The sequence below is a fragment of the Paenibacillus sp. 7516 genome, assembly GCF_002272715.1.
Lineage (GTDB): Bacteria > Bacillota > Bacilli > Paenibacillales > Paenibacillaceae > Paenibacillus > Paenibacillus illinoisensis_A.
This window is the reverse complement of sequence record NZ_NPBI01000013.1, coordinates 15793-28723: the sequence shown is the minus strand read 5'-3', so window position 1 is coordinate 28723 and position 12931 is coordinate 15793. Positions and strand designations below refer to the sequence as shown.

At 46.3% G+C, this 12931-nt stretch carries 15 protein-coding genes, 1 tRNA gene and 1 riboswitch; of the genes, 5 read left to right on the top strand and 11 right to left on the bottom strand.

All coding sequences use genetic code 11. From position 1 onward, the window contains the following. Nucleotides 1-6: 6 nt before the first annotated feature. The 8 genes from CHI14_RS14315 to CHI14_RS14280 all read right to left on the bottom strand — a co-directional run bounded on the left by CHI14_RS14315 (nucleotide 7) and on the right by CHI14_RS14280 (nucleotide 6172). Complete coding sequence (locus CHI14_RS14315; RefSeq protein ID WP_095289360.1) at nucleotides 7-1320, bottom strand: TadA family conjugal transfer-associated ATPase; 1314 nt, start codon at nucleotides 1318-1320, stop codon at nucleotides 7-9. After that, entirely contained in the window at nucleotides 1320-2540 is a 1221-nt protein-coding gene (locus tag CHI14_RS14310) for a nucleotide-binding protein (RefSeq protein ID WP_141236680.1), read from the bottom strand. Before CHI14_RS14310 ends, CHI14_RS14315 begins: the two co-directional genes overlap by 1 nt. Before the next feature lie 180 nt (nucleotides 2541-2720). After that, nucleotides 2721-3104 (bottom strand): VOC family protein, encoded by a 384-nt coding sequence (locus CHI14_RS14305; protein WP_095289187.1) that lies wholly within the window; start codon nucleotides 3102-3104, stop codon nucleotides 2721-2723. Between the two features lie 235 nt (nucleotides 3105-3339). Continuing rightward, nucleotides 3340-4203: a DUF6612 family protein gene (locus CHI14_RS14300; RefSeq protein ID WP_095289185.1), complete on the bottom strand. Its 864-nt coding sequence runs from the start codon at nucleotides 4201-4203 to the stop codon at nucleotides 3340-3342. A gap of 96 nt (nucleotides 4204-4299) precedes the next feature. Further along, complete coding sequence (locus CHI14_RS14295) at nucleotides 4300-4722, bottom strand: thiol-disulfide oxidoreductase DCC family protein (RefSeq protein WP_095289183.1); 423 nt, start codon at nucleotides 4720-4722, stop codon at nucleotides 4300-4302. A gap of 150 nt (nucleotides 4723-4872) precedes the next feature. Then, the gene (locus CHI14_RS14290) at nucleotides 4873-5151 is read right to left on the bottom strand and encodes a hypothetical protein (RefSeq protein ID WP_095289182.1); all 279 of its coding nucleotides are present in this window, start codon (nucleotides 5149-5151) and stop codon (nucleotides 4873-4875) included. Between the two features lie 150 nt (nucleotides 5152-5301). Further along, nucleotides 5302-5547: a zinc ribbon domain-containing protein gene (locus CHI14_RS14285; RefSeq protein WP_024629326.1), complete on the bottom strand. Its 246-nt coding sequence runs from the start codon at nucleotides 5545-5547 to the stop codon at nucleotides 5302-5304. 205 nt (nucleotides 5548-5752) lie between these two features. Further along, nucleotides 5753-6172 carry an organic hydroperoxide resistance protein gene (locus tag CHI14_RS14280; protein ID WP_095289181.1) on the bottom strand — a complete coding sequence of 140 codons (420 nt, stop codon included), beginning with the start codon at nucleotides 6170-6172 and terminating at the stop codon, nucleotides 5753-5755. Nucleotides 6173-6533: 361 nt separating this feature from the next. Between CHI14_RS14280 and CHI14_RS14275 the strand changes: the two genes are divergently transcribed. Continuing rightward, the gene (locus tag CHI14_RS14275; protein WP_095289359.1) at nucleotides 6534-7829 is read left to right on the top strand and encodes an Nramp family divalent metal transporter; all 1296 of its coding nucleotides are present in this window, start codon (nucleotides 6534-6536) and stop codon (nucleotides 7827-7829) included. Nucleotides 7830-7993: 164 nt separating this feature from the next. On the opposite strand, the gene CHI14_RS14270 is transcribed toward CHI14_RS14275, so the two are convergent. Together CHI14_RS14270 and CHI14_RS14265 are read right to left on the bottom strand one after the other, a co-directional pair. After that, nucleotides 7994-8677, bottom strand: coding sequence for an HAD family hydrolase (locus CHI14_RS14270; RefSeq protein WP_170948139.1), 684 nt, complete (start codon nucleotides 8675-8677; stop codon nucleotides 7994-7996). Between the two features lie 172 nt (nucleotides 8678-8849). Beyond that, the gene (locus CHI14_RS14265; protein ID WP_095289178.1) at nucleotides 8850-9245 is read right to left on the bottom strand and encodes a hypothetical protein; all 396 of its coding nucleotides are present in this window, start codon (nucleotides 9243-9245) and stop codon (nucleotides 8850-8852) included. A 118-nt stretch (nucleotides 9246-9363) separates the two neighbouring features. After that, nucleotides 9364-9536: riboswitch (cyclic di-AMP (ydaO/yuaA leader) on the bottom strand. A 369-nt stretch (nucleotides 9537-9905) separates the two neighbouring features. Between CHI14_RS14265 and CHI14_RS14260 the strand changes: the two genes are divergently transcribed. Then, nucleotides 9906-10382, top strand: coding sequence for a glutathione peroxidase (locus CHI14_RS14260; protein WP_095289177.1), 477 nt, complete (start codon nucleotides 9906-9908; stop codon nucleotides 10380-10382). A gap of 136 nt (nucleotides 10383-10518) precedes the next feature. On the opposite strand, the gene CHI14_RS14255 is transcribed toward CHI14_RS14260, so the two are convergent. Further along, nucleotides 10519-10601, bottom strand: a tRNA-Leu gene (locus CHI14_RS14255). Between the two features lie 423 nt (nucleotides 10602-11024). On the opposite strand from CHI14_RS14255, the gene CHI14_RS14250 reads away from it, so the two are divergent. The 3 genes from CHI14_RS14250 (at nucleotide 11025) to CHI14_RS14240 (ending at nucleotide 12901) form a co-directional block, all read left to right on the top strand. Next, on the top strand, nucleotides 11025-11726 hold the full coding sequence (locus CHI14_RS14250) for an urease accessory protein UreF (RefSeq protein ID WP_164764244.1): 702 nt from the start codon (nucleotides 11025-11027) through the stop codon (nucleotides 11724-11726). Nucleotides 11727-11983: 257 nt separating this feature from the next. Then, on the top strand, nucleotides 11984-12187 hold the full coding sequence (locus tag CHI14_RS14245; protein ID WP_095289174.1) for a Rha family transcriptional regulator: 204 nt from the start codon (nucleotides 11984-11986) through the stop codon (nucleotides 12185-12187). Nucleotides 12188-12244: 57 nt separating this feature from the next. Further along, nucleotides 12245-12901, top strand: coding sequence for a nitrogen regulation protein NR(II) (locus CHI14_RS14240; protein ID WP_095289172.1), 657 nt, complete (start codon nucleotides 12245-12247; stop codon nucleotides 12899-12901). The last annotated feature ends 30 nt before the right edge of the window (nucleotides 12902-12931 follow it).

Sequence of the window (12931 nt, the reverse complement as noted above, 5' to 3'; positions counted from 1 at the left end):
CACCTTCTAAACGCTTCTATTCACCTTGTTATCCGAACTTCTTAATTCCTTATGATACCGACCTATGTATTCACTCAGCCACTCTCCAAGCCCGGCCATTTGGATTTTCTCAATCTGCTTCAGCTTTCCGACTTGTACCAACCCTCCAATGATCTTGCCTTCCCTTTCATCCCGCTCCTGGAAACGAAAGAGCGGATTCAGTAGTACTTCCCCGTCCTTCATGCCAATGACTTCACTGATTTCCGTCACTCGTCTTGAACGGTCTCTCAGCCGTGATAGATGAACGAAGACATCAATTGCTGAGCTGATCTGCTGCCGTACAACCGAAATAGGAAGCTCTGCCCCGCTGAGTACCATCGTCTCCAATCTGCTGATCATGTCCGAGATGTTATTGGCATGCCCTGTAGACAATGATCCGTCATGACCGGTATTCATGGCCTGCAGCATATCCAAGGCTTCCGCACCCCGCACCTCACCGATTACAATCCGGTTGGGTCTCATCCGCAGTGAAGACTTGATCAGATCCCGGATGGAGATTTCACCCTTGCCCTCGGTATTGGCGTTCCGCGTCTCCAGCGACACCAGATTCGGCACCGTGACAATCTGCAGCTCGGCGGAATCCTCAATCGTAATAATTCGTTCATCTGGAGGGATGAACTGTGATAATGCATTCAGAAAGGTCGTTTTCCCTGACCCGGTCCCGCCCCCGATGAAGATATTGAATTTGCTGCGCACCAACTGCTGCAGCAGCTCTGCCGCTTCCTCATGCAAGGCACCTCTTCCAATCAGGTCCGACATGGTCATCGGTTCACTTGGGAATTTCCGAATCGTCATGGTAGGACCTTTTAGCGCAATTGGCGGCAGCACAATATTGACCCGCGAACCGTCCTTTAGCCGCGCATCCACAATGGGGGAAGACTCATTCACGATCCGGTTCACCCCGGAAACAATCATCTGGATAATATCCTCCAGCCGTTCTCTGGATTCGAATTCGAGCTGAATTTGGCGAACTTCCCCTTCCTGCTCGACAAAGATGTCCCGGTGACTATTAATCATAATCTCCGTAATGTCAGGATGATCCACCAGGGGTTGAAGAATGTCCAACCCGCGAAACGAATCAAACAGCCTCTGCACCAGCGCATGTCGTTCTCCAGATGTCAGGTCATCCAGTTCCGGATCAGATAACACCTTGCGCTCAATCCCCTGCCACAGTTCCCTGTCCCCCGCTGAAGACGTTAAGTCAAGGCCTGCCCTGACTTCCCGGCGCATGTTCTGAAATTGTTCTTCACGGTCCAAAACTCTATGGGATGCATCACTCATCATGCCCACCCATCTCCCTTATGGATGCGACCTGTCTGCTTCAGATCATCCTCTCCGTCCTGTACAAGCATGGTACACAGCCTTTTGACCTCACGCTGAAATATGGGAGAGCTTAGCAGCACTTCCTCCTGATGAAGCTGCTTCCAGGAAGGGATATAAGGCAGTACTGCATCCAGCTGCAGCTCAGGCCGTGGAACGGCATTGACTACGCTGTCTCGGTATTTGTTTACTACAAAGCGTGCACGATCCAATACATGTTCAACCAAATCAGGCTCAGTCCGCTCTGCATGCGCCAGCCATTGGCCCCAGCGGTGCATGGCAGACAGGTCATCTTCAACCAGCCATACCAAGGCATCTGCCGCTTTCAAAATACCTCGACTGCGTTCGTCCCAACCAGAGTCTCCATCCAGAATCAACACGTCATATTGCCCGGAAGCAGACAAATAATGAACGAGCCCCGTCGTATCTTCACACGACATCTGCAGCAGTTCCTTCCGGTTGGATAATGGCCAGAACACGTCTGCCTTCAGTCCATCATGACGAAGCACGTAACCATCTGTGCCCTTGGAAGGAGCCTGTGTAGTCACCTGCCCGCGCTTGCCCGATTCCTTCCTCCCAACCTTGAGATCATACAGCAGCCTAGACAGCCCGGTTTCGGCATCCGGAACACGCTGTACACTTCGGGATAATCCCTTCTCGAGGAACGGCAGCACACTGTCCAGCGTCTCCAGATTAAGATAGAGCACGGCGTACCCTGCCAGCCCGAGCTGCTTTGCCATATGCAGTGCCACCGCTGTCTTGCCGCTACCTCCCGAAGCTGATACCACTCCAATGGAAAGGGTTTGCTGTCCTGGACGGTGTACCTTTTTGCGACGAGGCTGCCGACTTGCATTCAGAACGATATCCAACAATACAGGCAGAGGTTGATATTTCATTAAGCGCTTGTCTTCCTCCACCTCCTCGTGACCTTCACTGAGAAGCAGCCAAGACACACCTGGACTTTCATCCATACTTTTCAGCCAGGGATTTAGAAACTCAGGTTCTGCAATAACCAGATCCGGCTGTTCCTGTCCTTCATGTTCATGCATATACTCCTGAAACGATTCCCACTGTGAAAAGGCAGTAAATCGCATTGCTGCACCAAACGAGCTCCCCTGAACAAAATCAAGCCAAGCACTGACATACTCCTTGTCTTTTGAAGCAAGTACCGCCTTCAGCACGATCAATTTCTCCTCCCCTCCCTGTAGAAAAGCACAAAAAAACACCGACCATGATCTGCATGTATTATGCAAGATTATGGACGGTGCTTCCGTCACGTGCTATGAATGTATGGATAATATAGCATACAATTTCTGGACGAGCAAGAGATTTATACAATTAACAATCTGATGCTTCCATCCTTATGAATGATAAGGTGCATCAAATTCAATAATGTTACGATCCGGATCAAGAACAAAGATCTGCGCAAACCCGGCAACGCTATCCGGTCTTGCTTCATACTCAATCCCCTGCTTTTCCAGCCAGGCTATCGTTTCGTTGTGACTTTTCACCCAGATGGCAAAGTGACCATCCGTCGTATCAATTCCCGCTTCACGCAGTGTATGTCCTTGCGGATGCTGGAGCAGATGCAGCTGCTGACTGCCAATCGCGTACCATGTGCCTGTAGAGCGGAAAGGTGGACGTTCAATTTCCTGCATACCTAGCAGTCCGGTATAAAATTGTTTGGCAACATCCAGATCACGCACAGCCAGGCTAACATGATGTATATGAGCATATTCAATCATGGCGTAATTCTCCTTCCGAGTCATATGATATTAATAAAAAAGTTAATCACTTAAACGACTATACTATACCTTCGTGCTTCCTGACCAGTTGTTGAAAAGAGAAAAAACACCTTTGATCCAAGCTGCTAACCTCTCTGGGTTCACACATACTTGAATCAAAGGTGTTTTCAAAAATGAACCACGTTACACGGATTTAAAAAGGGATGTATATGCTTGTAGCAAGCTTGATCTCTCCCTATTTCGCGCTATCCAATGCTTCCTGTGGAATCTTAATCTCTTCTACCTGGTTATGGTTGGAGAAGGTGCTGGTCATCTTCATGTCCATTGTGATTTTCTGGCCTTCCTGCTCCATCTCCATCACCATATTCACGTCGGTACCAACAGGAAGATACGTCTCCTTGTTCACCATATATTTCATTTGCATGCTTTTAATATTCATCTGTTCAAGCATCGCTTGTGTCTGGGCGTCCGTCCCATTCTGCTCCATGACGGATTGAGCGAGTTCCTTCACGTTATCACCCGATACGTCTGCGGTAATGACATAATTGTCGCCATCTTCGGTGATCTTGGTATCTTCCGCAATTTTATTGAATTGGTCCAATTCCTCTTCGGGGTTCAGGGTTGATTTCATTTGCTCAATCAGCTGCTTCGTTTGATCGTCAGGAATTTTAACCCATTGATCTCCCACCTGCGAATAGATGGCGTCGGAAGTAATGTACTGCTTCACGTTTTGTGCTTCCTGCCCGGACATTTCCATGTTCATCTCTTGATAGATCATCATCGGATCCTTAATGATGTCCATCTTCATTGTTGTTTTTACCTGCTGATCCTGTGACTGTTCGCCAGCCTCCAGCTTCAAATTCTGATCAATGGTTGCATCACTCGAGAAGCTTTTCATTTCCTTGGCTGCTTCATTGGTTTTGGTAATCAATTCTTCCAGTGTAGGGATCTGTGTCTCCTGCTCTGCAGGTGTATTGCCCTCGTTTGTCGCTTCGTTGCCAGCTGGCGGCGTTGCAGTGCTGTTATCCGCATCGTTACCGCATGCTGTCAAGCTTACTGCCAATAATGCCCCGATAATAAATGTAGTCCACTTCTTCAACTGTTTTTCCTCCCAAAATAGATGTGATCCGTATTCATTACCCAAATGTTTCCTTTATTAATCATGTTTGTGGTACATGCGTTGCTCTAGTACGATTTACAAAAACCGATTCTTGATCTCAGGTGTCGGCAGCATACACGCTTCGTCCTTGCCAAACCACCGGTAACGATTACGGGCTACCCAGTTATACACGGCATTACGAATGAATTTGGGCACAATAATGAAGACATATAATAATGGATATGGAAATTTCAGACCTTTGGCCAGCCGCAGTGCAGCTGTCGAACGTGTATAGTAACGTCCATTTTCGATAAGTACAAACGTATCCATGCTGTCTGTAGACAGATTTCCTTTCTTCAGCAAGTCCTTGGCTACATCGGATTGGAGCGATGCAAAATGGTATTTCCCTTCCGGATCACGTTTGATAATCCATTTGGTTAATCCTTGGCAGAAGTGACAAACCCCGTCCACGAGTACAATCGGGTGTCCCTCATGCTCATCCGCTCGAATTGATGTCATAATTGAAGCCTCCTCATTTATGCTGTTAGATTAACTTACCCACTTTTCACCTTCACGTTCGGTTATCCCCATAATTTATAAGACTCAAAAGGAAATAGAATAGAAAAAGAGCGCAGGCTCTAAAGCCTACGCTCGTATCTGTTGGGGCAATTACTCAGCAATTGCCTTTTCCATCCACTCATCTTCAATCATTTGTTGGTGCAGGTCTCCCGCCCACTGGTCCATGCATTTGCAAATGAAATCTTTGCGGCATACTGGACAAGGCGTTTTTTGCAGACGGCTGATCGCTGTCATCTTCCATTCCGGAGATTTGGAGTAGAATACACGGCACTGCGTGCCATCTACCAGCTTCATCGTAAATTCATACAATCCGTCATTTTCGTTTTTGCTGGCTACTTGCAATTTTGCAATACGTGGTCTATAAGACATGGATATCACCTGTCAATTCAAATTTGTTTCCTGCATGACTCTTCTCAGTACTAAGTCATATTAAAGAAATTTTAGTTCGATGTCAACTCAGGGAGCACGAACCTCCCAGCTTATTTTGAATTGATTCCATACCCACCAAGTTATGCCACACTATCCGCCGAACAAAATATCCAATATCGTGCCTACCTGACCCTGCTTTTTGCCTTTCAGTACATCGGGGTCGAATACTTCCACATAACCACATGAGGAACAGGCTACGAACAAATAGTGATTATGCTGAATATCGAACATTTTGCTAAGACCAGCCCCCGACATGGATACTTCCTTGATGTTGCAATCCGTTCCCCGGCATTTGGTACATACAAACCTTCGCTCAATCATCTCTTCAATACTCATTTGCATTCCCCCTTTTTCAGATGCCTGGCATGAAGCAAGAGTATAATTATGTAAAAGAGTACGCGATTTGACCTGCAATCTCCTGCACGTCTTATGATTTTAAAATACAAAGCCCTGCCGTTTGCCAGCAGGGCTTGTACCGAACAACAGGTATCCAGGATAGCCTGCTTAATATATCTCTCCCTTTACTCCAGCGAGTATTGGTTTATACCACGTTTAGTACGACATCAATATTACCGCGAGTCGCTTTGGAATAAGGGCAAAAATCATGTGCTTTGCGAGCCAGATCCTCGGCCTGACTATGATCCACACCCGGCATGCTTACATCCAGCCGAACCGACAACTGGAATCCGTCATCCGCAGGGTCTTTTCCAATGGATACATTACTTGTTACAGTCACATCTTCCAGTTTAACGCCGGCTTTACGCGCCACGTTGGCAAGAGCACTTTCGTAACATGCACCGTATCCTGCTGCAAAGAGCTGCTCAGGGTTCGTACCTTCACCGCCGGATCCACCCAGCTCTTTTGGCATTTTCAGATCATGTTTAAGGACTCCATCCGATGAAGTTACCGAACCTGTACGTCCACCTTTGACTGTCGCAGTTGCTGTATATAAAGCTTCCATTAGAATCTCTCCTTTTACACCAATATTTTTACTGCCTACAATTCAATTTAAACTTCTGGCTTATTTTGAAACGGATTTTGGGTTACTAAATCAGCTTCTGCATCTTTGTCATTTTCATGCATCAGCCCTCCATCCTGATAACGCCATTTTGTCCATCTACATAAAAGTTGCACTAGACAAAAATTATTGAATGAGTACAATGTAAGTAACGACATATATTTTCAGACATATAAAAGTGAATGACCCCGGTCCTCATCATAAGGAAAATCAATACGATTATTATTAAAAAGTCAGGTGAACATGTATGAGTAAAAAAAATCCATTCAATTCTCCTTCGGCTGAGCAATTAGCCGCAGCAGGCATGGCTCCCTCCCTCGGGGAAGCGCACAGTTCTATGAAAGTTCCGAAAAACGCCGTCTGGTGGAAAAAATTCCTCGCCTTTGTCGGCCCCGGTTATCTGGTCGCTGTCGGCTATATGGACCCGGGTAACTGGGCAACAGATATTGCCGGCGGTTCCCAGTTCGGTTATACGCTATTATCCGTTATTTTAATCTCAAACCTTATGGCCGTCGTATTACAGTCACTTGCAGGTAAGCTTGGTATTGTAACCGGACGGGATCTGGCCCAAGCTTGCCGCGAACGGTTCAGTATGCCGGTTGTCATTATGCTCTGGGCCTTGTGCGAACTGGCCATTGCTGCTACAGATCTGGCTGAGGTCATTGGTTCAGCCATCGCACTGAAGCTTCTGTTCAACATCCCGATGTTATACGGCGTCATTATTACGGCTGTGGATGTTCTGATTATCCTTTTGCTGCAAAATAAAGGCTTCCGCGCCCTGGAAACACTGGTCATCGTGCTGATGGCAACCATCGCCCTCTGCTTCGGGATTGACCTATTTCTTGCCAAACCGGATATGGGCGGGGTACTCACAGGCTTTGTACCAAGTGCCGAGATACTACAGAATCCTGCGATGCTATATATTGCCATCGGAATCATTGGAGCAACGGTTATGCCGCACAATCTGTACTTGCATTCATCCATCGTGCAGACCCGGCAGATCGAACAGACAACTCAGGGGAAAAGAGAAGCCATTCGTTACTCCACTATGGATTCAACTATCGCTTTAACCCTGGCCCTGTTTATCAACGCCGCCATACTCATTGTGTCAGCCGCTGTATTTCACAGTGCAGGCATGACACAGGTCGCTGAGATTGCCGATGCTTATCACTTGCTCACACCTCTGCTGGGCACAACCATTGCAAGTATCCTGTTTGGTGTCGCTCTGCTGGCCTCAGGTCAGAACTCTACGCTTACAGGTACACTGTCCGGGCAGATTGTCATGGAAGGTTTCCTGAACATTCGGATTCCGGCTTGGCTTCGCCGGCTCGTGACCCGATTAATTGCCATCATCCCTGCCGTCATTGTGACGGCTATCGCCGGAGAACACGGAACGGAAGAATTGCTGATTTTGAGCCAGGTTATTCTATCGTTGCAGCTGCCTTTTGCCGTTATTCCACTTGTGATGTTTACGAGTGACAAGAAAAGCATGGGCGCATTCGCCAACAAATTGTGGCTCAAAATCGTCTCTTGGATCATCGCTGCCGTAATTGTGGTTCTGAACGTTTATCTGATTATCCAGACCATCATGCTGTTTTAATCTGAATATGCGGTAAACAGTTTTATTCTTGCCCATAGATTCATTAAAAAAAGGCTGATCCCTTATCAAGAATATACTTGAGGGGATCAGCCTTTTAGTTTGCCGTACACTTGCCTTGTCCTTTATTTAATGACGCGAAAGTCATCTCTTTTTAATTTCATCCACTAACCTTCAGAAGGCACAAGCAGTGGAATAAGCTGCTCCAAGGCTTCGATCGTCCAGTCTGCATGCTCTTGGCCCTCCAGCTCAGGCTGAAATCGACCATAGCCCTGCAAAATCCGAATCGTTCGCATCCCCAGCTTCTTGGCAGGAATGATATCGTTATCAATCCGATCCCCAATCATGACTGCTTCCCCGGGTTCACATCCCGCCTGCTTCAAAGCCACAGCATAGAGTTCCGGATCCGGCTTCGATACACCTTCTTCTGCCGAGCAAGCCAGTACATCCACGTACCTCCGCAGACCGTAGCTCTCCAGGCGCTCAGCTGTCCCTGGACTCTGATTGGCGATGATCCCGATTCGATAATGGAATGACAATTCCTTCAACACCGCGTCAGCAGAAGCGAAGGGTTTCTCCAGTTCCTTCCGGAACTTCAACTTCTCCTGGATCTGCTCCCTATGACGTTCATCGCTGATCAGCGTTCGAATGGCTACCCTCATGGGCCACTGCTCATAATTTCGGTAACAGGAGGCAAATATCTCTCGCACTTCCTCTATTTTCACCGGATATCCAAGCAAGCAGGCTTCTTTTACAAACTGCCCTATAATATCATCTACCGGCTCCCATTCGTCCACCAGCGTATCTCCTACATCAAAGAACAACCATTTTAACCCCCGTACATCCGGCACGCCTATTCCTCCTTGTTAGCCATGAACGCAATCTCTATAAATCAGCAATGTACATTAATGCTCAAATAAAAAAGAAGACCCACCATCATGCATGAGTCTCCTCAGAATTCCGTTTTTCCACAAGTTCAATTATAACAGGCACCTAACACCGGATCAATCGGCAGCTATCACATTAACCATTAAGCAAGAAGCCAACTTCTCCATTAAGGGAATACACAATGCGGTCAGCTCCCATCCCTCGGTAAATGCCTTTGGGGTGACTCTGTTCCGTAATCACACATAGTGATTTGGAGGTCCAGGAACGGCAGATCTGCAAATAGCGGCAGGTCAGGTTCAGACTGTTCTCGAAGATAAAAACATTGCCTACGCTCGACTGCGGTAGAAACCACTTCTGAGCTTCAGCTGTATTCATGCGAATGACGTTCTCCACTCCGATTCTGCGGAGCTTCCGTTCTTCTCCTGCACTATTGGTCAGAACGGCAAACGGCATTTTTTTGTACATCAGCAGCTTGATAAACTTGCGGCCTGCTTCATTCGGTGCTGTTACTAAAATCATCTCATTATCCATCATTCGTTCCTCCCTTGGCGTGAAAAGACAACAAAAAAGAAGCGTGGGGGACCAAGGCCTCCCGAACGCTTCTTGAATAACCCATGACGAAAACGCCATGAATATGCGTACGGCTTGTTGCCTCTCCCTTTAACGCTTACGAGGTTAGCTGACGGATTCGGGCGCGAGAGTCGCCCTATTTCCGGCTTGCACCGAAAAATTCACCCCATGGATTAGCTGCAATGACAGCCATTCCGATTGGTTCCCCCGTTTCCCACCCATGAATGAATGGAAACTCAGCGATTAAAACATCGTTCCTGTTTCATATATTGACCAGAGCGATATTATCGTTTGTTTCGTTGTTCATGTTAAGTTTAATTGAATTAGAAATTACGATATGAATCATACACCCGCGACATGTTAGTGTAAAGTCCGGTCAGATCACCGAATGGACGAATTTAAGGCATTACATATCAATGATATCGCTTACAACCAATCTATTCTCCATCCATCTCTATGAAGCTCGCTAATTCTCGTCCTTATGAAAAACGTCTGTAATTTAGGATTTCTGTTAGTAAGAATAGATATTTTGTATGATTAATTTTGCATTATCTAATTGTAAGCAATATAATATAGCTATAGGAATCATTAACCCATCATACGATATGGAGGCGACAGATCATGTCCGTTTATGACTACAAAGTCAATACCCTTCGGGGCCAGGAAGTCGAGATGTCCGATTATCGCAACAAGGTGCTGCTGATTGTAAATACGGCGAGCAAATGTGGTCTGACCCCGCAATTTGAAGGCCTACAGGAACTCTATAACAAATTCAAAGACCGGCAATTTGAAGTACTAGGCTTCCCAAGTAACCAATTTGCTCAGGAAAAAGGATCTTCCGACGATATTGCTGAGTTCTGCCAGATGAACTACGGTGTAAGCTTTCCTATGTTTGAGAAAATTGATGTCAATGGTTCAAGCGCTCACCCTCTATTCCAACACCTGACAACAGAGGCACCTGGACTGCTCGGATCCAAAGCCATCAAGTGGAACTTCACCAAATTCCTTGTCGATCAGAACGGACGTGTCGTGAAGCGTTATGCTCCAAAAACGACTCCTGACCAAATTGAGGCTGATATTGAGAAACTGCTGAAATAGATTAACATGGAGAGGCCATAATCAACATGGAACCAGAGAAAGTCCGGTTCTCTGTGAATGGCCTTTTTTATGTTGTTCCAAACGCAAAAAAGAGGTTTTCCATATACGGAAAACCTCTTTTTGTCGTACAATATGATGCGGTCGAGAGGACTCGAACCTCCACGGGCATACGCCCACTACCCCCTCAAGATAGCGTGTCTGCCATTCCACCACGACCGCATGTCGTAAATAATCGGCAACAAAAATGATTATACAGGATTACATTATAAAAGTAAAGCACTTTTATAAAAACTACTTTTGAACCTGTGTTTTTCCTCCAAATATCGGTTTTTATCGTCATGATCTTTTAACTGCTGCATACATTAAATTTCAATTCTTTTATACATCTTCATTTTAATTTTGGCTCTTCATAAGAAAATATATCATATACTTAACATTATTTTTTGAACTTTTAACCAAAATAGGTCACATAATATAACATTAAAGTATAAACAAAACTTAAAATAAGAAATCATTGACAAAATACGGATGTTTATGTGATTATATATATCATATAATTCGGATTTTAAACATAAAAGGATTCAGATATCAATACTAATGTTATATAAAATAACATTTCACGAACGTAGGAGGCGAAAGACCGTGAACCGTGGGAATAAGCTGCTCGATTATGTCAAACTGCTTGATTCCTCCATTCATGTCGGAGGTTTTACCCATTCGTTTGGTATGGATGTACACATCGCTGAAGGCAGCATCCGAAATGCCGATGATCTGGAATCCTTCATGCGCTGCCAGCTGCATCCCAGTATTGTTCGACTTGAGGGCATGGCGATTAAGGGTATCTACAGCGCAACGGATCATAACGACACATGGCGAACAGCTCTCATTGACAAGTTGGTTCACGTTCAGCGGACTCCTTCTGATCAAAGGGAGCAAGCCGCTGCCATGGGCAAAAGACTGATCAAGCTGGCCCGGGCTCTCCACCCCTGGATTGAATTCAGCCAGCTCGAACACACCCTTGCCAAATACGAGTCTGTAGGCTGCCTCTCTACTGTTCACGCCTGGATCAACCACTACCTCGATATCCCCGTCGAGGAAGCGGTAATGGGTTACTTGCACTCAGCCATGAATGCATGCATAACCGAAGCCTCCAAAGTCCTCCCCATGCATAACGAAACAACCCAGGAACTGCTGGTTCGCCTGGCCGCAGACCTGGAGCATGAATGGAATACCGTTAGCGCCTCCGCTGCGGATGGACCGGCACAGCCAACCTCAATGTCCATGAAATCGCTGTTCCCCAGCTTCCACATGCTTGGCGCAGGGCTGCATGCTTATCGCGCCTGAACTTACCGCCTTCAAGCTCCCCTCATATTTCCCCAAACGAAAAAGCACGCAGCAACCTCCTTGCTGACGTGCTTTTTCTCGTATGCCTATAGAACACAACGTTTTTACGTCATTATTTGATGTAAATACACTATTTTTCGTCGTTTATAATTGTTACATGACGTAAATACGTATATAATGTAATGAACAGCTCGCATCTCCCTCTATTATACACAGCCCAAGGCGGGTTGAAATACTTCTATGAGGGGTGAACCCTTTTGAACAAAAAGAAACCCGTGACTCCGTTCGGATGGGCCATCAAACGCCGCTTAACGGAGCTGCAGATGGACCAAAAAACGTTTTGCGAGAAGCACGACATCCCGCCGTATCGTTTATCCAATCTCATCCATGGCACACGAAAAGCCACTCGTTTCCGAAACCAGGTCGCAGACATTTTGCAAATTTCGGATGAACTACGATGACACTGCCATTACCTTGCCATCCCGATCCTTTAACTGATTGCCAAGGAGGGCCTATTCATGAGCTTCTTTACAACTGACCTTGAAAGGTTATCCTTTCAATCCCTACGTCATCAACTCATCATCGTCGACCGCGACTGGAGAATTTGCAGCTGCAATACCGCATGGCAGAACGGACTCGGGCGATTGCATCTCTCGAAATATAAAAAATCCGACACCCACCGATCTTCTTGCGAAACGTTTCATTATCTTCAGCTGCTGCAGATATGGGTAGCCCAGGAAGAGGAAACGGAGAACTCATCGATTATTCAAAAGTTAGAGAAGATTCAACACCCCTATGTTCACTGCCATACATATGACATATCTGTACAGTCTGCGAACCTGGACCTTCGATGGTTTAGGCTGGAGCTGACGCCCTTGCATCAGACGGATCCTCCTTCTCCGATGGGATTAGCTCTGATCTCGCATACAGACATCACGGAACAGAAGCGAATTGAACAGCAATTGAAGCTTGCTCTATCCGAAGTACGGACACTACGCGGACTGCTTCCCATTTGCGCCGTCTGCAAACAGATTAAGGATGAGCAGGACGTCTGGAATTCAGTCGAAGGTTATTTGGAGAGACATACCCATGCTGAATTCACACACGACATCTGTCCGGACTGCATCCGCAGGCTATACCCGAAGTACTCCAACATTTTGGATAAACGCTCCTGAGCATAACAAAAAAAGCAAAAAAATAACCAC